At 65.4% G+C, this 19,324-nt stretch carries 18 protein-coding genes; 12 read left to right on the top strand and 6 right to left on the bottom strand.

What is annotated here, in order from left to right; all coding sequences use genetic code 11:
- Positions 1 to 90 precede the first annotated feature (90 nt).
- From B447_RS03985 to ftsB, 5 genes are all read left to right on the top strand, one after another.
- Positions 91 to 4,914 carry an NAD-glutamate dehydrogenase gene (locus tag B447_RS03985; RefSeq protein WP_002936750.1) on the top strand — a complete coding sequence of 1,608 codons (4,824 nt, stop codon included), beginning with the start codon at positions 91 to 93 and terminating at the stop codon, positions 4,912 to 4,914.
- Between the two features lie 161 nt (positions 4,915 to 5,075).
- A complete protein-coding gene (locus B447_RS03980; RefSeq protein ID WP_002926615.1) occupies positions 5,076 to 6,713 on the top strand; it encodes a CTP synthase in 1,638 nt (545 codons plus the stop codon).
- Positions 6,714 to 6,724: 11 nt separating this feature from the next.
- On the top strand, positions 6,725 to 7,564 hold the full coding sequence (gene kdsA, locus B447_RS03975) for a 3-deoxy-8-phosphooctulonate synthase (RefSeq protein WP_002936749.1): 840 nt from the start codon (positions 6,725 to 6,727) through the stop codon (positions 7,562 to 7,564).
- Positions 7,565 to 7,720: 156 nt separating this feature from the next.
- Positions 7,721 to 9,004 carry a phosphopyruvate hydratase gene (gene eno / locus B447_RS03970; protein ID WP_002926611.1) on the top strand — a complete coding sequence of 428 codons (1,284 nt, stop codon included), beginning with the start codon at positions 7,721 to 7,723 and terminating at the stop codon, positions 9,002 to 9,004.
- Positions 9,005 to 9,187: 183 nt separating this feature from the next.
- Positions 9,188 to 9,460 (top strand): cell division protein FtsB, encoded by a 273-nt coding sequence (gene ftsB / locus B447_RS03965; protein WP_002926610.1) that lies wholly within the window; start codon positions 9,188 to 9,190, stop codon positions 9,458 to 9,460.
- Between the two features lie 24 nt (positions 9,461 to 9,484).
- On the opposite strand, the gene B447_RS03960 is transcribed toward ftsB, so the two are convergent.
- From B447_RS03960 to B447_RS03950, 3 genes are all read right to left on the bottom strand, one after another.
- On the bottom strand, positions 9,485 to 10,093 hold the full coding sequence (locus B447_RS03960; protein WP_002936746.1) for a C40 family peptidase: 609 nt from the start codon (positions 10,091 to 10,093) through the stop codon (positions 9,485 to 9,487).
- A gap of 55 nt (positions 10,094 to 10,148) precedes the next feature.
- Positions 10,149 to 10,940: an SIMPL domain-containing protein gene (locus tag B447_RS03955; protein ID WP_002936745.1), complete on the bottom strand. Its 792-nt coding sequence runs from the start codon at positions 10,938 to 10,940 to the stop codon at positions 10,149 to 10,151.
- A 103-nt stretch (positions 10,941 to 11,043) separates the two neighbouring features.
- Positions 11,044 to 11,598, bottom strand: coding sequence for a gamma carbonic anhydrase family protein (locus B447_RS03950; protein ID WP_002926605.1), 555 nt, complete (start codon positions 11,596 to 11,598; stop codon positions 11,044 to 11,046).
- Positions 11,599 to 11,773: 175 nt separating this feature from the next.
- On the opposite strand from B447_RS03950, the gene B447_RS03945 reads away from it, so the two are divergent.
- From B447_RS03945 to B447_RS03930, 4 genes are all read left to right on the top strand, one after another.
- Entirely contained in the window at positions 11,774 to 12,619 is an 846-nt protein-coding gene (locus B447_RS03945; protein ID WP_002926603.1) for a 23S rRNA (adenine(2030)-N(6))-methyltransferase RlmJ, read from the top strand.
- Between the two features lie 7 nt (positions 12,620 to 12,626).
- Entirely contained in the window at positions 12,627 to 12,995 is a 369-nt protein-coding gene (locus tag B447_RS03940) for a nucleotide pyrophosphohydrolase (RefSeq protein WP_002936742.1), read from the top strand.
- Positions 12,996 to 13,121: 126 nt separating this feature from the next.
- Positions 13,122 to 14,702, top strand: coding sequence for an inorganic phosphate transporter (locus tag B447_RS03935; RefSeq protein ID WP_002936740.1), 1,581 nt, complete (start codon positions 13,122 to 13,124; stop codon positions 14,700 to 14,702).
- A 55-nt stretch (positions 14,703 to 14,757) separates the two neighbouring features.
- On the top strand, positions 14,758 to 15,099 hold the full coding sequence (locus tag B447_RS03930) for a DUF3301 domain-containing protein (protein ID WP_037982297.1): 342 nt from the start codon (positions 14,758 to 14,760) through the stop codon (positions 15,097 to 15,099).
- 16 nt (positions 15,100 to 15,115) lie between these two features.
- On the opposite strand, the gene folE is transcribed toward B447_RS03930, so the two are convergent.
- The 3 genes from folE to fabI form a co-directional block, all read right to left on the bottom strand.
- Positions 15,116 to 15,754, bottom strand: a complete 639-nt coding sequence (gene folE / locus B447_RS03925; protein ID WP_002926595.1) for a GTP cyclohydrolase I FolE — start codon at positions 15,752 to 15,754, stop codon at positions 15,116 to 15,118.
- 73 nt (positions 15,755 to 15,827) lie between these two features.
- On the bottom strand, positions 15,828 to 16,424 hold the full coding sequence (locus B447_RS03920; RefSeq protein ID WP_002926593.1) for a hypothetical protein: 597 nt from the start codon (positions 16,422 to 16,424) through the stop codon (positions 15,828 to 15,830).
- A 15-nt stretch (positions 16,425 to 16,439) separates the two neighbouring features.
- Positions 16,440 to 17,219, bottom strand: a complete 780-nt coding sequence (gene fabI, locus B447_RS03915; protein ID WP_002936728.1) for an enoyl-ACP reductase FabI — start codon at positions 17,217 to 17,219, stop codon at positions 16,440 to 16,442.
- Between the two features lie 188 nt (positions 17,220 to 17,407).
- Between fabI and B447_RS03910 the strand changes: the two genes are divergently transcribed.
- The 3 genes from B447_RS03910 to B447_RS03900 all read left to right on the top strand — a co-directional run bounded on the left by B447_RS03910 (position 17,408) and on the right by B447_RS03900 (position 19,314).
- Positions 17,408 to 17,917, top strand: coding sequence for an HAD domain-containing protein (locus tag B447_RS03910; RefSeq protein WP_002926591.1), 510 nt, complete (start codon positions 17,408 to 17,410; stop codon positions 17,915 to 17,917).
- Positions 17,918 to 18,004: 87 nt separating this feature from the next.
- Positions 18,005 to 18,775 (top strand): hypothetical protein, encoded by a 771-nt coding sequence (locus B447_RS03905; protein ID WP_002926590.1) that lies wholly within the window; start codon positions 18,005 to 18,007, stop codon positions 18,773 to 18,775.
- Positions 18,775 to 19,314: a YaeQ family protein gene (locus tag B447_RS03900; RefSeq protein ID WP_002936725.1), complete on the top strand. Its 540-nt coding sequence runs from the start codon at positions 18,775 to 18,777 to the stop codon at positions 19,312 to 19,314. The genes B447_RS03905 and B447_RS03900 overlap by 1 nt, the downstream gene beginning before the upstream one ends.
- The last annotated feature ends 10 nt before the right edge of the window (positions 19,315 to 19,324 follow it).

The raw sequence follows: 19,324 nt of genomic DNA, 5'->3' as shown, positions 1-19,324 counted from the left end.
CGGCGCAGCGAAACGGAACACCGGCACGCCTGCCGTTGTACTCCGGCCATGGCCTTCGCTGCGTCCAGTCCAATGAGCGGGGGGATAGACATGGAAAAGCGCGAGCAGAGCAGGCTGGGCGGATTGATCGACGCGGTCGTCGAGCAGATCGATGCCCGCCTGCCAGCGGATCAGGCCGCGGCGGTAGGCACCTTTGCGGCGCGCTTCTTTGCGCAGGTGGATCCGGACGATCTCGAGGACCTGCCGCTCGCCGACCTCTACGGCGCGGTGCTCAGCCAGTGGCACTTCATTTCCCAGCGCACCGGGGGCAGCAGGGTGCGGGTATCGAACCCGCGACTCGATGAGCAGGGCTGGGAATGCCCGCACACGGTAATCGAGATTGTCGGTGAGGACATGCCCTTCCTGGTGGACTCGATCACCATGGAGGTGGCGCGCCAGGGGCTGACGCTGCATCTCATCATTCATCCGGTCATGAACATCCAGCGCGATGCGCAGGGGCGACTGCAGCACGTGCGCGAACGTGGTGAGCAGGATGAGGGCGCATGTCTGGAATCGATCATGCACCTCGAGGTGGACCGGCGCAGCGACCCGGCGGACCTCAGTGCGCTGCAGCAGGGTTTGGAGCATGTCCTGGCCGACGTCCGCGCTGCAGTCGGCGACTGGCCGGCGATGCGTAGCCGCCTGGGCGAAATCATTGACGGGCTGGCCGCTTGCCCGGCAAGCGTGGACGCTGCCGAGGTCGATGAGGTGCGCGCATTCCTCGAGTGGCTCGCTGCGGACAATTTCGTGCTTCTCGGGTGCCGCGATTACAGCCTCGTGGGCGGTGACGACGGCCATGAACTGCATGTGGTGGCAGGTTCGGGGCTGGGGCTGCTCCATGGAGACGGCGAGGAAGGCGCCTCGCGCTCGTTCGCCGCACTGCCTCCACAGTTGCGCGCGCAGGCGCACCTGCCCAAGCTGCTCACACTGACCAAGTCCAACTCGCGCTCGACTGTGCATCGACCGGGTTACCTCGACTTCATCGGCATCAAGGCCTTCGACGCCGAGGGGCGGGTGACGGGCGAGAGGCGGGTCATCGGGCTGCTGGCGTCCACCGCTTACAGCAGCAGCCCCCGGCAGATCCCGCTGCTGCGGCGCAAGATCGACGCGGTGTTCGAGCGTGCCGGCCTGCTACCCGGCGGCCATGCGGCCAAGGCATTGATGACCTTGCTCGAGCGCTACCCGCGCGACGAACTGTTCCAGATCTCGCCCGACGAGCTCTACAGCCACGCAATGGGCATCCTGCGCCTGGGAGAGCGCCTGCGCACCCGCCTGTTCGTGCGTTGCGACCCCTTCGCGCGCTATGTGTCCTGCCTGATCTACGTGCCGCGCGAGCACTACAACACCGATCAGCGCAAGCGCATGCAGGCGGTGCTCACCGAGGCCTTCAACGGCGTGTCGTCCGAGTTCGACGTGCAGTTCTCCGACTCGGCGCTGGCGCGCATCCTGATCACGGTGCGCACCCCCGACGGCAACATCCCGCCCTTTGACACCAGGGAGCTCGAGCAGCGCCTGATCCGTGCCTCGAGGCGCTGGGAGGACGAACTCCAGCAGGCGCTTGTCGAACAGTGCGGCGAGGAGCGCGGGCTGGCACTGATGCGCCGCTACGGTCCGGGCTTCCCGGCCGGATACCGTGAGGACTACTCGCCGCGCATGGCAGTGTTCGACATCGAGCAGATCGAGGCCCTGGCCGACGGCGATGCACTCGGGCTCAACCTCTACGTTCCGCTCGAGGCGCCGGTAGGCCGCCTCAACCTGCGCCTGTACCGCCTGGACGGTCCGGTTCCGCTGTCACAGAGCCTGCCCATGCTCGAGCGTATGGGCGTCAAGGTGATGGACGAGCGCCCGTCCGAAATCGAACGCCAGGACGGGCGCACGGTCTGGCTGCACGATTTCGGCCTTAACTACGTTGGCGCCGAGCGCCTGGATATCCATGTCGTACGCCCGCTGTTCCAGGACGCTTTCCTGCGCGTCTGGCGGGGAGAGGTCGAGAACGACGACTTCAATCGCCTTGTCCTGCTCGCCGGGCTGTCGTGGCGTGAAGTTGCCGTCCTGAGGGCCTACGCTAAGTACATGCGACAGGCCGCATTCACTTTCAGTCTCGCTTACATGGAGCAGACGCTTGCCGCCTATCCGCAACTTGCACGCGCCCTGTTCGAGTTGTTCCGCATGCGCTTCGACCCGGTCGCGACAGCTGACCGAGATGAGCGCTGCGCTGCGCAGGTCGCCGCCATCGAGACCGGCCTGGCCAGTGTCGCCAACCTCGATGAGGACCGTATCCTGCGCCAGTTCCTGGCGATGATCCTGGCCACGCTGCGCACGAACTGGTTCCACCGCGGCACGGATGGGCAGCCCAAGTCCTACACCTCGTTCAAGCTGTTGCCGGCCAGGATTCCCAACCTGCCGCAGCCGTTGCCGATGTTCGAGATCTTCGTGTACTCGCCCCGCTTCGAGGGCGTGCACCTGCGTGGCGGCAAGGTGGCGCGCGGCGGCCTGCGCTGGTCGGACCGCATGGAGGACTTCCGCACCGAGATCCTCGGTTTGGTCAAGGCGCAGATCGTCAAGAACGCGGTGATCGTGCCAGTGGGGTCCAAGGGCGGCTTCGTGGTCAAGTGCCCGCCGGCCGAGGGCGGGCGGGAGGCGCTGGTGGCCGAGGGGGTGGCCTGCTACCGCAACTTCCTGCGCGGCCTGCTCGATGTCACCGACAACCTGGTGCAGGGCCAGGTCGTACCGCCGGCCGAGGTGGTGCGCCACGATGAGGATGACCCTTACCTGGTGGTCGCGGCCGACAAGGGTACGGCCACATTTTCCGACTACGCCAACGAGGTTGCGGCCGAATACGGCTTCTGGTTGGGCGATGCCTTTGCTTCCGGCGGCTCGGTGGGTTACGACCACAAGAAGATGGGCATCACCGCGCGCGGCGCCTGGGAGGCTGTCAAGCGCCACTTCCGCGAGATGGGGCGGAACATCCAGGAGGAGCCGTTCACGGTGGCCGGCATCGGCGACATGTCGGGCGACGTGTTCGGCAACGGCATGCTGCTGTCCCGGCAGATCCGCTTGGTCGCCGCCTTCGACCATCGCCACATCTTCATCGATCCCGATCCAGACCCCGCGCAGGGCTGGCAGGAGCGCGCACGCCTGTTTGCGCTGCCACGCTCGAGCTGGGACGACTACGACAGGGCGTTGATCTCGGCCGGTGGCGGCGTCTGGCCGCGCAGCGCGAAGTCGATCCGTCTCACCGAGCAGATGCGCACGGCGCTCGACGTGCAGGCCGAGAGCCTGACCCCGACCGAGCTCATCCGCGCCATCCTCTGCGCACCGCTCGACCTGCTCTACAACGGCGGGATTGGCACCTACATCAAGGCTGCCGGCGAGTCCGATGCGTCGGTCGGCGACCGCGCCAACGATGCGGTACGCGTCAACGGGGGCGATCTGCGCGTCAAGGTCTTCGGCGAGGGCGGTAACCTGGGGGCGACCCAGCTCGGCCGCATCGAGTTCGCCCTCGGTGGCGGGCGGGTCAATACCGACGCCATCGACAACTCGGGCGGGGTGGATTGCTCCGATCACGAGGTCAATATCAAGATCCTGCTCGGCGGCGTGGTTGCCGAGGGCGAACTCACCCTCAAGCAGCGTAACCAGTTGCTCGCCGACATGACCGAAGAGGTCGCCGCGCTGGTGCTGCGCGACAACTACGCGCAGACACAGATCCTGTCGGTGACGCGCAGCCGTGGCGCGGCGCTGATCGACGAACAGGCGGACTTCATGCGCCGCCTGAGCCACGCCGGCAGGCTCAACCGCAAGCTCGAGTTCCTGCCCATGGATGAGGCGCTGCAGGAGCGCAAGGCCAACCGCATCGGCCTGGTCACGCCCGAGCTGGCGGTGCTGCTGGCGTACAGCAAGATCGAGCTCTACGACGAGGTGCTCGCCTCCGACGTGCCCGAGGATCCGTACATCCGTACCGCGCTCGAACGCTACTTCCCCGTGCCGCTGCGTGAGCGCTTCGGTGCGCAGATCCAGGCCCACCCGCTGCGGCGCGAGATCATCTCGACGCACGTCGTCAACAGCATGATCAATCGTGTCGGCCCGACCTTCGTCAGCCGGCTCAAGGCCGAGCTGGGCGCTTGCGCGCCCGACATCGTGCGTGCCTACATGGCGACGCGGGAGGTGTTCGGCCTGGTCACGCTGTGGAGCGATATAGAGGCGCTGGACAATCGCATCCCCAACACGGTGCAGATCGAGCTGATCAACGAGTCCGAGCGCCTGGTTCAGCGCGGCACGCTCTGGTTCCTGCGCCATCGCCAGTGGCTGGTCGATCTGCAGGCGACGCTGGCGCACTTCTCGCCGGGCGTGGCGACGCTCGCCGGCGGGCTGGCCGGCTACGTCGGCAGCGCCTACCGCAGCGAGCTGGAGGCGTCGATCGAGCGCAAGCAGGAGCAGGGCGTTCCCATGGATCTCGCCTGCCGTGTCGCTGCGCTCGACGAACTCTACTCGGCACTGGACCTGGTCGAGGTCGCGGTCGAGAGTGGACGCGAGGAGGCGGTGGTGGCGCGGGTGTATTTCGGCCTGGGTGGAGAGCTGGATCTGCACTGGCTGGGGGGGCAGATCTCGGCCCTCAATGCCGATACACGCTGGCAGACCCTGGCGCGCGGGGCCTTGCGCGGTGATCTTTCCGCGCTCGCGCGTGCGCTTGCCAGCGACGCGCTGCGGCTCGCCCCCGATGAGCAGGAGGTTGCCACGATCATCGCCGCCTGGCAGGCCAAGAACGCAATCCCGCTCGAGCGCTACCGCCACCTGGTCGCCGAGGTGCACGCCGCACCCAGCATCGACATGGCCATGTTGTCGGTGTTGCTGCGCGAGTTGCGTGGCATGAGCTGATCGGAGGCCACCGGCCGCGCATGCGGCCGGTGGCGCGGTGGCGGCTGCACGCCCAGACCAGCATGCAGTGCTTCGTGCGATTGTCCCCTGTCGAGTGCGCCGCCTGCTGACGCGGTTCGGGTGCATCGGTTATCATCGCGCTTTCCCGCAGCACATCTCCCATGACCAAATACGTCTTCGTTACCGGCGGTGTCGTGTCCTCCCTGGGCAAAGGCATCGCGGCCGCCTCATTGGGGGCGATCCTCGAGTCCCGTGGCATCAAGGTCACGCACCTCAAGCTGGACCCCTACATCAACGTCGATCCGGGCACCATGAGCCCGTTCCAGCACGGCGAAGTCTTCGTCACCGAAGACGGCGCGGAAACCGACCTCGACCTCGGCCATTACGAGCGCTTCACCAGCGCCAAGATGAGCAAGCGCAACAACTTCACCACCGGCCAGATTTACGAGTCGGTGCTCAAGAAGGAGCGTCGCGGCGAGTACCTGGGCAAGACCGTGCAGGTCATCCCGCACATCACCGACGAGATCAAGGCCTACGTCAAGCGCGGTGCCGAGGGTGCCGACGTGGCGATCGTCGAGGTCGGCGGCACGGTGGGCGACATCGAGTCGCTGCCCTTCCTTGAGGCCATCCGCCAGATGGGCTTCGAGGAAGGCCGCCATGGCACGTGCTTCATCCACCTGACGCTGCTGCCTTACATCCCGACCGCCGGTGAGCTCAAGACCAAGCCGACCCAGCACTCGGTCAAGGAGCTGCGCGAAATCGGCATCCAGCCCGACATCCTGTTGTGCCGCGCCGACCGTTCGATCCCGGTCGATGAGCGGCGCAAGATCGCGCTGTTCTGCAACGTGATGCCGGAGGCGGTCATCGAGTGCCTGGATGCCGACTCGATCTACAAGATCCCCGGCATGCTGCACGACCAGATGCTCGACCAGATCGTCTGCCACAAGCTCGACATCCTCGCCCGTGCGGCCGACCTGTCGGTGTGGGAGAAGCTCATCCACGCACTCGAGAACCCGAAGCAGACTGTCAACGTCGGCTTCGTCGGCAAGTACGTCGATCTCACCGAGTCCTACAAATCGTTGATCGAGGCGCTCAATCACGCCGGCATGCACACCGAGTCGAAGGTGAAGATCCACTACATCGACTCCGAGGACATCGAGCGCGATGGCTGCAGCGTGCTCAAGGCCATGGACGCCATCCTGGTGCCGGGCGGCTTCGGCAAGCGGGGTACCGAGGGCAAGATCGCTGCGATCCGCTATGCGCGCGAGAACAAGGTGCCCTATCTGGGTATCTGCCTCGGCATGCAGCTCGCGGTGGTGGAATTCGCCCGCGACGTGGCGGGCCTGGAGGGTGCGCACTCGACCGAGTTCGAGCGCGACACCAAGCACCCTGTCATCGGCTTGATCACCGAGTGGAAGGATCGCAGCGGCAAGATCGAGAAGCGCAGCGAGGAATCCGACCTCGGCGGCACGATGCGCCTCGGTGGCCAGGTCTGCCAGCTCAAGGAAGGTACGCTGGCACGCGACATCTACGGCGCGGCTGAGATCATGGAGCGCCACCGCCACCGTTACGAAGTCAACAATACCTTGCTCGCCAAGCTCGAGGACAAGGGGCTGGTGGTGTCGGGCCGTGCTCCCGTCACCGATCTGTGCGAGATGGTCGAGTTGCCCGCCGACGTCCACCCCTGGTTCGTCGGCTGCCAGTTCCACCCCGAATTCACCTCCAACCCGCGCAAGGGCCATCCGCTGTTTACCGCCTACGTCAAGGCGGCAATCGCGCGCAAGCAGGCCGCGGCCTGAAGGAGCGAAGCATGAACCTCTGCGGTTTCGAAGTCGGGCTCGACAAGCCGGTGTTCCTGATCTCCGGCCCCTGCGTGGCCGAGTCCGAGCAGATGTGCCTGGACATCGCCGGCCAGATGAAGGAGATCTGTGGCGAGTTGGGCATTCCCTACATCTTCAAGGCGTCCTACGACAAGGCCAACCGCAGCTCGGGCAAGAGCTTCCGCGGCCACGGCATGGACGCTGGCCTGAAGATGCTCGAAGCGGTCAAGAAGCAGCTCGGCCTGCCGGTGTTGACTGACGTGCACACGATCGAGGAGATTCCGGTCGTTGCATCGGTGGTCGACGTCCTGCAGACGCCAGCCTTCCTGTGCCGCCAGACCGATTTCATCCACGCCGTAGCTGCCAGCGGCAAGCCGGTGAATATCAAGAAGGGCCAGTTTCTCGCCCCGGGCGACATGAAGAACGTCGCCGACAAGGCGCGCGAGGCCAATGGCGGTGCAGACACCATCATGGTGTGCGAGCGCGGCGCCTCCTTCGGCTACAACAACCTCGTCTCCGACATGCGCTCGCTGGCCATCATGCGCGACACCGGCTGCCCGGTCGTGTTCGATGCCACCCACTCGGTGCAACTGCCCGGCGGGCAGGGAACGGCTTCCGGTGGCCAGCGCGAGTTCGTGCCGGTGCTCGCGCGCGCCGCGGTGGCGGTGGGCGTGGCGGGTCTTTTCATGGAGACCCATCCGGACCCGGCCAAGGCCTTGTCCGATGGCCCCAACGCGTGGCCGCTGCCGAAGATGAAGGCACTGCTCAGCGTGCTGAAGGACATCGACTCCCTGGTCAAGCGCCAGGGTTTCCTGGAAACCGCTCTTTGAGAACAGGTCTGGAGGGCGTGCGGTATCGCACTTGCTGATGCGGGCTATCGCGCGGTGGTGCCCACGAGGCACCGTTTGCGCGGCAGCATGTGCAGCCCGTGATCAGCGCCCTCTGCCGATCGTACCGAGTATCCCCGTACTGCAACAGGACAAAACATGAGTGCAATCGTTGATGTGATCGCCCGCGAGATTCTGGACTCCCGCGGTAACCCTACGGTCGAAGCCGACGTGCTGCTGGAATCCGGCGTGATGGGCCGCGCTGCGGTGCCGTCGGGCGCCTCCACCGGTTCGCGTGAAGCGATCGAACTGCGTGACGGCGACAAGTCGCGTTTCCTCGGCAAGGGCGTGCTGCGCGCGGTCGAGAACGTGAACACCGAGATCGCCGAGGCGATCATCGGGCTTGACGCCGAGGAGCAGGCCTTCATCGACCGCACCCTGATCGAGCTCGACGGCACCGAGAACAAGTCGCGCCTGGGCGCCAACGCCATGCTGGCGGTGTCGATGGCGGTGGCCAAGGCCGCCGCCGAAGAGGCCGGCCTGCCGCTGTACCGCTACTTCGGCGGTTCGAGCCCGATGGTGATGCCGGTGCCGATGATGAACGTCATCAACGGTGGCGAGCACGCCAACAACAGCCTGGATATCCAGGAATGCATGATCATGCCCGTCAGCATGGGCAGTTACCGCGAGGCGCTGCGCTGCGGCGCCGAGATCTTCCAGCATCTGAAGAAGATCGTCGATGCCAAGGGCTACCCCACCACGGTCGGCGACGAGGGCGGCTTCGCCCCCAACGTTTCCGGTACCGAGGAGGCGCTCAACCTGATCCAGGAGGCCATCGTCGCCGCTGGCTACGTACCGGGCCAGGACGTGCTGCTGGCGCTCGACTGCGCCGCCAGCGAGTTCTACAAGGACGGCAAGTACGAGCTCAAGGGTGAAGGCCTGTCGCTGAGCGCCGAGGGTTTCACCGACTACCTCGAGACCCTGTGCGACAAGTTCCCGATCGTGTCGATCGAGGACGCAATGGCCGAGGGCGACTGGAACGGCTGGAAGATCCTGACCGAGCGTCTTGGCAAGCGTGTGCAGCTGGTGGGCGACGATCTTTTCGTCACCAACACCAAGATCCTCGCCCAGGGCATCGAGCAGGGCGTGGCCAACTCGATCCTGATCAAGATCAACCAGATCGGCACGCTGACCGAGACCTTCGCCGCCGTCGAGATGGCCAAGCTCGCCGGCTACACCGCGGTGATCTCGCACCGCTCGGGCGAGACTGACGACTCGACCATTGCCGACATCGCCGTCGGCCTGCGCGCGATGCAGATCAAGACCGGCTCGCTGAGCCGTTCGGACCGCATCTCGAAGTACAACCAGCTGCTGCGCATCGAGGAAGATCTCGGCGACACCGCCAGCTACCCGGGCAAGCGCGCCTTCTACAACCTGCGCTGAGCAGGTGGCTGACGATGCCGGCGGCGAGTCCGCCGGCTTTTTCATGCGCGCCGGCCGCGGCCGCCCGCATCCTGCGGCAGCGGCCGCGATGCGCCCGATGTTGCATCCATCACGGTCTTCGTTCCGGCCCCCGTTCTCGCAGCCCATCGTGCGTTCCTTCCCGACCTACCGACTCCTTTACCGATGCGCTGGCCGATCCTGATCCTGATCGCACTCGTGGTCCTGCTTCAGTATCCGCTGTGGCTGGGCAAAGGAGGGTGGCTGCAGGTCTGGGAGACCGATCGCCAGCTGCAAGCGCAGCGCGAGGAGAATCTGCGCCTCGAGCAGCGAAATGCCAGCCTCGAGGCCGAGGTCAATGACCTGAAGTCGGGCAACGAGGCGATCGAGGAGCGTGCGCGCTTCGAACTCGGTCTGACCAAGCCCGGCGAAATCTACGTGCACACGCCGCGGCGCTGATGCGCCCGGTGTGGCGGGTGTGCGTCAGCAGCCGGTCACAGCGCAAGCCGGCGCGTCGCTGCGGGCGAGGCGGTCGGGCCCTGAGACGAGTGTGCGCGCACCGTCCACCCGCGCCGCGAAGTAGCGGTTGTCCATTCTGTCCACCCGTACCCGGCCCCGGCTTGAGGGGGCATGGATGAAGCGCCCGTCACCGATGTAGACGCCCATGTGCGAATGGCGGCGCTGCATGGTGTTGAAGAAAACAAGGTCGCCCGGCTGCAATTGACCGAGTGCGATGGGGCGGGTGCTGTCGGCGATCTGCGCCGCGTTGTGGGGCAGGCGATGGCCGCTGATGTTCTCGACGATGTAGGCGACCATGCCGCTGCAATCCAGACCGGCTTCCGGATTGCGTCCGCCGAACTGGTAGCCGGTGTCGAGCAGGCCAAGGGCGAACAGGACCATTTCGCGCGCCTGTTCGTCGTCAGCGAGCGTGAAGAAGCGTGCGTCGGGTACGCTGGGCCGCTGTGGAGCCTGGGCGGCGGGCGGCGGTTTGGTGGACGTGCCGCAGCCTGCAAGTGCGGCTGCGACAACGGTCATGACGGCTAGCGTCGCAGCGCGCAGGCGCGATGCAGGGCGGGACAAGGTGGCTTGCATGGCGCAAAGATACGCCACAGCCTTGCACCGGGTCCAGCCCAGTTCACGGAATGCCTCAGTCGAGGAGCTCGATCTTTCCGTTCACGTTGATCGAGACGAGGCTCTCGCCGCCCTCCATCGGTGCTGGCGCGGCGTCGGCGAGCATCGCGGCGGCGCGCATGCGTGGCATCACCGGAGGGTAGTGGCCGCTGTCGCCGATCGACAGGCTGGCAATCCGGTAGCGCTTGCCAAAGCTGTTGGCGATCAGTGCGGCGCGGCGCTCGAAGGCACGCAGGGCTGCCACCGTGGCCTCGTCGACCGCGGCCATGCGGGTGTCCGGTGCGGGCTGCATGCTCAGCTGCGAGAGCGCAAGACTGCCCTGAAGGGTGCCGACGAGTTCTGACATCGCCCCCAGATTACGGCTCTCGAGATGGATCTCCGAGCGCATCCGCCACGACTCGATACGGCCTTGTCCGTCCTTTGCGTAGACCGGCCAGGTCGATACGTTGCCCGACTTGCTGGTGACGTCGGCATGTGCGCTGGCTGTCTGCAGGGCCGCGGCTATGTGGCGATTGACCTCGCGTGCCACCGCGCCGGGGTTGGGGCCGTGGTGCTCGGCGTACAGCACTGCCACCGCAAGGTCGTTGGCCGCCGGCTGGCTGGCCTCAGCCGAGAATTCGATGATCTGCGCGCGCCCTGTGCCGTCCGCTTCACTTGCGAGGGCTGCTGTGCCTGCCAGCGTCAGGGTGGCTGCGAGCAGGCCGCCGAGAGCGAGGCGTGCGAGTTCGGGCAGGCTGGCAGGCCGAACGGCTACGGAGCGGGCAGGGGCGGCAATGTGCCCGCTGGGGGAGAGGGGGCTGGGGCGCATGAGGCAATCTCCTTCTGATGCATTGTCAGTCCGGCGCGCACGATGCCGGCCGGTTGCACGCATTCTGTCAGGATGCGCTGCAGCCTGCAGCCCCCAGGACGTTTCAGGGCGTTGCCGGGGCGATCACGCTGGCCGGGTCGATCGCGCACAGCGCTTGTCCGTAAAGACGCGCGTTATCGACATAGTGCTGGGCGTTCCAGGCGAGATGCTCGACTTCGGCGTCGGTCAGGGTACGGATCACGCGTCCGGGTGAGCCGACGACGAGCGAGCGGTCGGGAATGACCTTGCCTTCGGGGATGAGTGCATTGGCACCGATGATGCAATTGCGCCCGATCACCGCCTTGTTGAGGATGACGGCGTTGATGCCGATCAGGCTGCCGTCGCCGATGGTGCAGCCGTGCAGCATCGCCATGTGGCCGACGGTGACGCCGCTGCCGATGGTGAGCGGTACGCCCTCGTCGTTGTGCAGTACCGAGCCGTCCTGGATGTTGGTGTCGTCGCCGATGGTGATCGGGTCGTTGTCACCGCGCAGTACGACGTTGTACCAGATGTTGACGTTGCGGCCCGCGGTCACGGCGCCGATCACCGTGGCATTGTGGGCGATCCAGCTGCCGGCTCCGAAACGCGGCTTGCGATCGCCCAGGGCATAGATGCTCATGCTTGTTCTCGCTATGTATGTCTCCAGCCGGGTGATCACGGCTGTCGGGGGGCGCATCATAGCAAGGGCACTGCAGCATGCAAACCTCCTTATCTGCTCGATGTTGCTGATCCAGCGAGGATTTTGTCCGTTCTGCGGGGGGTGCTAGGATGCGTGCCGCAAACGGAAGACCTTCATGCTCAGTTATCGTCACGCCTTTCATGCGGGCAATCACGCCGATGTGCTCAAGCACACCGTGCTGCTCGAACTGCTCGCCTACTACAACCGCAAGGACAAGCCCTGGATCTACATCGACACCCATGCCGGCGGAGGTTGCTACGCGCTTGAAAGCGAGCAGGCGGGCAAGACTGCAGAATTCGGCGAGGGCATCGGCCGACTGTGGGCGCGAGATGACCTGCCCGCGCCGCTTGCCGCCTATGTGGCCGCGGTCGGGCAGTTCAATCCGCATGGACGCCTGCTGTTCTATCCCGGCTCTCCGGCCCTCGCCATGACGCAGGCGCGGGCGCAGGATCGACTGCGACTGTTCGAGCTTCATCCGGCCGATTTCGAGTCCTTGCAGCGTACCTTCGATCGTGAGCAGGAGCGTGTGCAGGTGCGTCGCGCAGACGGATTCGGCGCACTCAAGGGGCTGTTGCCACCGCCATCGCGGCGGGCAGTGGTGCTGATCGATCCCCCCTACGAGGTCAAGGACGACTACCGCCGGGTGGTCGATACCCTGCGCGATGCACTGCGTCGCTTCCCGACCGGCACCTTTGCGGTGTGGTACCCCATGCTCTCGCGGACCGAGGCGCGCATGCTGCCCGAGCGCTTGGCCGAGCTTGGTGCGGAGAGCTGGCTTGACGTACGGTTGGCCGTGCGCAGTCCAGCCCGTGATGGTTTCGGCATGTTCGGCAGTGGCCTCTACGTGGTGAATCCACCGTGGCTGCTGCCCGAACGCCTGGAGAAGACGCTGCCCTGGTTGGTCGAGCATCTTGGGCAGGACGAAGGTGCCGGATTCGACCTCGAGCACCACATCGAGTGAGTTGAAGATGGACGACACAGCTGTCCGACCCGACTCACTGCTCGAACTGCGCGAGGCCCTGCGCCGGTTTGCCGCTGACCGTGACTGGGAGCCGTTCCACACCCCAAAGAATCTCGCCATGGCGCTGGCGGGCGAGGCGGGTGAGGTGATCGAGCACTTCCAGTGGCTCACCGCCGAGCAGTCGAGCGCGCTGCCTGCTCCTGTGCGCGCGGAGGTGGCGCATGAACTCGCCGACGTACTGCTCTACCTGGTGAGGTTGGCCGACGTGCTCGATATCGATCTAGCCGATGCTGCGCGGGCCAAGATGGCGATCAATGCCGATCGCTATCCTGTGGCGCGTGCGCGCGGCAGCGCGAAGAAATACGACGAACTCTGAGCGCGGTTTGGCTCGTGGTCGCCGTGGTGGAGCCAGGGCGCTCATCGTCCCAGCAGAAGTTCCGATTGGGGCGCTGCAAATTTTCTGAAACAATACGGCCTTTACAGTATTCGGGGTTGTCCGGTTGTGGACCTGAAGCACATCAGCGATATCGAGAAGGCAGCTTACCAAGGGCGGGGTGAGGTGTTCCGCCTTGGCATGGGCGTGCTGTTCATCGTCGGCGTCATGTTGTATTCCGCCATGCGCGGAGGCGGTGAAGGCAGCCTTACGCTGGTGGTGGCGGCGATGATCGGCGGCTACATGGCGATGAACATCGGCGCCAACGACGTTGCCAACAACGTCGGCCCGGCAGTGGGCTCGAAGGCGCTCACGCTCGCCGGCGCCCTCGTCATTGCCGCAATCTTCGAGGCGGCGGGCGCACTCATCGCCGGTGGCGAGGTGGTGAGCACCATCCGCGGCGGCATCATCAACCCCGACCTGATCGCCGATTCGGACACCTTCGTGTGGATCATGCTCGCAGCCCTGCTCGCGGGTGCCATGTGGCTCAATATCGCCACCGCGGTGGGGGCGCCGGTGTCGACCACTCACTCCATCGTAGGCGCGGTGCTGGGCGCAGGCATGGCAGCCGCAGGGCCCGGGATCGTGGCCTGGGGCACGATGGGCAACATCGCCGCAAGCTGGGTAGTGTCGCCGCTGCTGGGCGCGCTCTTTGCCGCCGGCTTCCTGTATCTGGTCAAGCGCAGCATCACCTACCAGACCGACATGGCCGCGGCGGCGCGGCGCATGGTGCCGCTGCTGGTAGGCTTCATGGCCTGGACGTTCTCGACCTATCTCATCCTCAAGGGGTTGAACAAGGTCTGGAAGGTTGGCTTCACCGGGGCCGTGATCTACGGACTGTTGGTGGGTATCGCCGTGTTCCTGCTGGTGCGTTACGTGTTGCGTGGTCGGCAGGGCATCGTCGCCAACACCAAGCAGAGCGTCAACAAGCTGTTTACGGTGCCACTCATTTTCGCAGCCGCGCTGTTGAGCTTTGCCCACGGCTCGAACGACGTCGCCAATGCCGTGGGGCCATTGGCTGCGATCGTCGATGTGGTCAGTTCGGGTGGTGAGTTCCACAAGGCAGCAGCCATTCCGACCTGGGTGATGATGGTCGGTGCGCTGGGGATCGCGCTTGGTCTGGCGCTGTTCGGGCCCAAGGTCATCCGCACCGTCGGCTCCGAGATCACCGAGCTCGACCAGATGCGGGCCTACTGCATTGCAATGGCGGCGACGATCACGGTCATCATCGCCAGCCAGTTCGGCCTGCCGGTGAGTTCGACGCATATCGCAGTGGGTGGCGTGTTCGGCGTTGGCTTCCTGCGCGAGTATCTCAAGAGCAACTACGACCGCATGCTCGCCGAGATCAAGGCTCACCATCCGGAGGGGGACCTGGCAGCGATCGAAGCATTCGTGCAGCGTTTCGAGAAGGCATCGGTCGAGGAGAAGGGCGCAATGCTGGCAGATCTCAAGGAGCGCTCGAAGGCCGCGCAGGATCCGGCCCATTTCTCCAAGGGTGAGCGCAAGGGACTCAAGAAGGTCTATCGCCGGGAGCTGGTCAAGCGTTCGCAGCTGTTGCGCATCGCCGCGGCCTGGGTCATCACGGTGCCAGCTTCGGGTCTGATGGCTGCGATCCTGTTCTTCACCATCCGCGGCATGATGCTGCAATGAGTCGCATGCTCAGCTTTCGTCTGTTGCGCGCTGCGCTCACCGTCTTCGTGCGCCCGTGACCTTAGCCGAGTTGAGTGCAGCCCTGGTGCTGGCCGGACTGGTCTGGTTCTGGTTCGATAGCCTCAAGGCGCGCGAAGCGGGGATCGAGGCGGCGCGGCGCGCATGTTTGCGCGAGGGCGTGCAGTTCCTCGACGAGACTGTGGTCGGCCGGGGGGTGCGCTTTGCGCGTAACGAGCAGGGGCATGCGGTGCTGCGTCGTGCGTTCGAGTTCGAGTACTCGCCGAGCGGCGATGACCGCTATCCGGGTGCGGTGGTGCTCGAAGGGCGAGACGTGGTGCTGGTGGATGTCAGCGCGCACCGCCTCGCGCGCCGCGCCACGGTGATCGATCTGCGCTGAAGGCGCGCTTGGCGCTTCAGGTTCGCCCGCTGTCGATGGCGCGCAGGAATTCGCTGCGCGCCTGTGCCGAGCTCTCGAATGCACCGGCGAAAGCCTGTGTCACGACCCGCTCGTCGCCGCGGCGGTCTTCGCCCAGAAGCAGGCAGAGCTGCTCCGCTTCGATGACGCAGGCCGCACCGGCCGCCTTCCCATGCGTCATCAAGGCATCGGCAATGTCACGCGTCATCCACTCCTGGTAAGTGAAACGGTGGCCGATCGCGTCGACGAGGCGGGCGATGCGGCCGAAGCCGTGCAGCCGCCCGCCTGGCAGGTAGGCCACATGGGCGAGGCCGCGGAAGGGGACGAGGTGGTGGGGGCAAACGCCGTGAACGGCAATGCCGCGTATGACCACCATGTCGCGTCGCGGATCCTCGAAGCCGTCGCCGAGCACCTCGGCAGGGTCCAGGTCATAGCCGCCGAGCAGCCGCTTTTGCCACAGTTCGCGCACGCGTGTTGCAGTACGCCCGGTGTGGGCCGTATCGGGCGCTACGCCGCAGGCCTGCAGCAGGGCCGTGACGGCGCGTTCGAAGGCGTCGGGGTCGAAGGTGCCGCTGCGCGCGATGCCGATGGAGGCCGGGCGCGGGGCGGGAGTGTGGTCGTGATCGTGGTCGTGCATGCGTGAGTCCGCTGCGATGCGTCCTTGCATCGGAGACCCGATGATACGCGCAAGCGCGCGCCGTGGAGACCGTTCAGGCGATGAAGACCGGATCGGAGAAGACCAGCGTTCCGTCCTTGCGCATCATCAGGTTGTTGGTGTTGAGGATGTCCGGCAGTACCTGATACGCCTCGACGAAGTCGGACAGGGCTTTGAGCGCCTGCTGCATGCTGTCGCTCATGGCAAGCGGATTGACGGTCAGATGGTACAGGGCGATGCGCCCCATGTCGTTGCCCAGTCTGCTCCATTGTTCGCAAGCCGACCAGTAGAAATCGATCAGGCGCTTGGCGAGCTCCGCAGCGGGCGAGCCGTCGTCGAGCGGGTAGAGCTTCTCCATCTCGATCAGGTGCAGCGGATAACCTGAAGCGGCTCGGCCGATGATGCCGTGGTCGGCGTGGACGATGGGGAAGTGCTGACCGCTCGGGCGATCCTCCGCGGTGTAGAGGAAATAGTCCGCTGGAGAGCTGCAGACCTTGTACACGCGCTCGCCGTCACCCTTGTCCAGGACGATGGAGTACTCGCCACGACCGATCTCGCGCTTGCCGTCGAGCAGCGGATGCGCCGGCACCGGATCGGGCAGCAGGATCTGCTGCCGTCCCAGTCGGATTCTGGCCGCCTCGAGATCGATCATGGCCCCTCCAAGTGCTTACGCCATGATGTTATAGCCGGCGTCGACGAAATGCACGCCACCGGTTACCAGGCGACCGGCATCGGACACCAGGAAGGCCGTGAGCGCGCCGATGTCCTCGGGGGTGACGAGTGCATGCATGGGTGCGCGCTCGACGGCGGCGGCCATCAGCCCGTCGAAGCCGGCGATACCCGATGCGGCACGGGTCATCAGCGGTCCGGGCGACACCGCGTTGACCCGGATTCCCTTGGCGCCGAGCTCCGCAGCCATGTAGCGTGTAGCCGCTTCCAGTGCCGCCTTGCACAGACCCATCACACCGTAGTTGGGGATGACTTTCTCCGAGCCGAGGTAGGTCATCGTCACCAACGAGCCGCCGCCGGCTTTTTCGAGCAAGGGTTCGGCCTTCTTGGCGAGGCGGACGAAGGAGTGCGTGGATACGTCCATCGCCAGCGCAAAGCCGTCGGGCGAGGAATCAACGACGCGCCCATGCAGATCGTCGCGCTTGGCGAAGGCCATGCTGTGGATGGCAAAGTCGAGCTTGCCGTGACGGGCGTCGATCTCGGCGAACACGGCGTCCATGGTGTCGGGGCGGGTGACGTCGAGCAGGAACACATCCTCGACACCGAGCCGGTGCACAATGGGCTCGATGAACGCGCGCGTCTTGTCGTTCTGGTAGGTGATGATGAGTTTGGCGCCGGCCTGGGCGCAGGCCTCGGCAACGCCGGTGGAAATCGACTTCTCGTTGGCGATGCCGGTGATCAGGCCGATCTTGCCTTCCAGGTTGATGAGTGGGGTCATGGTGAAGTCCTCGGTTCCGGTTTTGTGTTGTTGCACTGCAACAGTGCGCCACGTTGAGCATACTTTACACTGGAAATATGACTTTCCGTGACATTCGATACAGGCGCTTGCAGCATGCAATGAAGTATATTCCGCATTGCAGCATCCATGGATAGCGGACCCGGGCTCAGTCCCGCGGGGAGTGCAGAATGACACGCAGAGCTTATATTTTCACCGACTTCGACGGGGTTACCCACCCCTGGGGCGAAGTTGAGGATTTCCGCTGCCTGCCGCTGATCGAGGGGGTTGTGCGGGAGTATCCCGAGTCGCGCATCGTCATCGCGTCCGACTGGCGCATGCTGTTCTCGATGCAGAAGCTGCTGGCGCGCTTTTCGTCAGACGTTCATCCGCAGATCGCCGGCGCCACGCCGCACATGCTGCCCAAGAATGGCGCCGAACTGCACGGCTTGCGGGAACGTGAGGCGATGATCTGGCTGAGCCAGCATGAGCCGAACCTGCGTGATGTGGCCTGGTGTGCGATCGATGATGCGCCCGGCAATTGGTCTACGCGGTCGCGGCTGATCCTGACCGACTTCAAGCGCGGCTTTACCGCCGAGGATGCGGATGCACTGCGCCGGATGCTCGAGGGCTTCCGCAGCGGCAACACGCAGCTGCGAGACACTGACCCCCCTTCGTTCTGGGAGCGCAGCATCGCGTGACCGCGCGTGTGCTGGTTCGGCGGAGGTTTGCCTCGCTTGCCCAGCGCCGTCACAATAGGCGCCCGCAAAATTCAACCGAGATATCCGATGCCCAGTTCGCAGACCCCGTTGCCGAGTGACCCGCTGGCGGCGCTTGTCGATGGAGAAGCCCAGCGCCGGGCGGCCCACCTGGCACAGGAGGCTTTTGCGCGTGTTTTTCGCCTGAGCGTGGCTGAGCCAGATGACGTGCGCCGCCGCGGTGTGGAACAACTTCGCGGCGAACTGGCCGAGTGGGCGGGCCAGGCTGCGGACGACGAGGCGCGCGCGCTGCGTCTGGCCTTGCTGCTGGCAGGCATGGATCAGTGGGGGCTGGCGTGGACGCAGGCCTTCGAGTTGGTGGCGATACCCGGTCTGACGGAACTCATCGGTGCCTTGCGCACCGGGCTCGATGCGCAGGCGGAGGCCCGCTTCCTGCGCCATTTCGAGTCGATAGGCGCCGCTGAGCAGAACGTCATCGACTTCAAGGTGGAATTGCGCCGTGCGCTGCATCTGGCGCTGTGGCACTCGTCGATTGCCACCGAGAGCCGTGAAGAGGCCTTGCGGCTCTCCTCACGCCTTGGCGGCATGCTGCTGGCGCTTGCGCGCGAGATGCCGATTGCCGGCTGGCGACTGGTGGCCGATGCCGTCGCCTTCATCCAGATTCGCTGCCTGGCCGACAGTCTGGCTGTCGAGGGCATTGGGCAGGAGGCCACACAGGCCCTGTTTGCCGCGCTGGCACGCGAACTGCCGAAGGACGTGAGCGATCTCGTCATGGCGCACGCTACGCGTGCGGTGATTGCATGGCAGCATGCGCAGCGCGGGCCGGAGCAGGTGCACTGATGGCGCTCAAGGCAACCATCTTCAAGGCCGAGATCCAGATCGCCGACATGGACCGCGGCCATTACGCAGACTATGCGCTGACCCTGGCGCGCCACCCCTCCGAAACGGACGAGCGCATGATGGTGCGCCTGCTCGCTTTTGCGCTGCACGCGGACCCCGCTCTGGTTTTTGGCAAGGGCCTGTGCGTCGATGACGAGCCGGATCTGTGGCAGAAGGATCTGACCGGCGTCATCGAGCGCTGGATCGATGTCGGGCAACCGGATGAGCGTTGGGTGCGCAAGGCTTGCGGTCGCGCACGCGAGGTCGTCGTACTTGCCTATGGCCGGGCGCTGGAGGTGTGGTGGAGCGGCGTGCGCGCCAAGCTCGAGCGCCAGGCGGGACTGCATGTGATCGAACTGGGCCGCGAGCAGACGGCGGAGTTGGCGCGTATGGCCGAGCGCACGATGCGCCTGCAGTTCACGATCCAGGAGGGGCAGGTCCTGATCACCAACGGTCGTGACTCTGTCGTGGTCGAGCCGCGCCGGCTGCTCGGTGTCTGAAACGCCCCGG

The organism is Thauera sp. 27 (assembly GCF_000310125.2).
Lineage (GTDB): Bacteria > Pseudomonadota > Gammaproteobacteria > Burkholderiales > Rhodocyclaceae > Thauera > Thauera mechernichensis.
Note: the sequence above shows the minus strand (reverse complement) of the source record. Positions and strands in the feature narration are given on the sequence as shown.